This window comes from Enhygromyxa salina, from assembly GCF_002994615.1.
Taxonomy (GTDB): Bacteria; Myxococcota_A; Polyangia; order Nannocystales; family Nannocystaceae; genus Plesiocystis; species Plesiocystis salina_A.
In genome coordinates this window covers 1-1,227 of the sequence record NZ_PVNK01000008.1, presented here as the reverse complement: position 1 = coordinate 1,227, position 1,227 = coordinate 1, and the positions used below count along the sequence as shown (strand labels likewise).

1 pseudogene is annotated in these 1,227 nt (G+C 67.2%); it reads left to right on the top strand.

The annotated features are described in order from the left end of the window. Positions 1-1,227 (top strand): annotated as a pseudogene (locus ENSA5_RS36800) (SpvB/TcaC N-terminal domain-containing protein); the annotation flags it as partial.

Sequence of the window (1,227 nt, the reverse complement as noted above, 5' to 3'; positions counted from 1 at the left end):
ACCTCGCCGATGACCTGTCGGCGCCGCTGGCTCACGGCGTGGTCCAGAGCAAGGCGCTGGTCTACGACACCGACGCGATGGCGATGACGGAGACGCAGCGGCAGGCGGTGTTCGGTGCGCTGACGGGGGCGCCGAGCAACGCTGAGCTGCAGAACGAAGGCAAGTACGTGCTCACCGACGATGCGTGGTGGGTTCGCACCGGGCACCCGAGTTACGACGCCAACAAGTTCTACGCGGTGACCTCGGTCGAGGACCCCTACGGCAAGGTCTACTCGACCACCTACGACAGCCACGCGCTGCTGACCGCGAGCAGCAGCGACCCGCTCGGGAACACCGTCAGCGCGGCGCACGACTACCGACTGCTGGCGCCGTGGGAGCTGACGGACGCGAACGGCAACCGCAGTCAGGTTGCGTTCGACGTGCTCGGCTTGGTCGAGCGTAGCGCGGTCATGGGCAAGCCCGGTGACGACGACGGCGACACCCTCGACGAGCCGACGAGCACCTTCGAGTACGACCTGTTCGCCTGGAAAAACACTGGCAAGCCCAACTGGGCGAAGACGCGTGTCCGCGAGATTCACCAGGACGTGAACACGCGCTGGCTCGAGCAGCGCAGCTATTTTTCTGGCGGCGGCGGGACCGTGATGGTCAAGGCGCAGGCCCGGCCGGGTCTCGCGCCCGCGCGCGACGTCGACGGGGCGCTGGTGTTCGTCGACGGCGAGCTACAGTACGCGGAGACGAGCCCGAGCCTGCGCTGGGTGGGCAACGGCCGGGTCGTCAAGGACAACAAGGGCAACGTCATCAAGGCCTACGAGCCGTACTTTTCCAGCACGCCTGAGTACGAAGACGAGGCCGAGCTCGTCGAGCAGGGCGTCACGGCGCTGAACCACTACGACCCGCTCGGCCGCCTCGTCCGAACCGACCTACCCAACGGCAGCTTCTCCCGGGAGGAGTTCACGCCGTGGAAGCAGACTAGCCACGACCCCAACGACACCGTGCTCGAGAGCGGCTGGTACGCCGAGCGCATTACCTACGGCGGCAACGACGTCGCCTTGCTCGCGGAGAAGCGCGCCGCCGTCCTCGCGGCGAGGCACGCCAACACGCCGAGCGTCGTTCAGCTCGACACCCTCGGTCGTCCGTTTCTGTCCGTCGCGCACAACAAGGACGCGGAGGGCGGCGACGAATTGTTTGCGACCAGGTCCGTGCTCGACATCGGGGGCAACGTGCTCG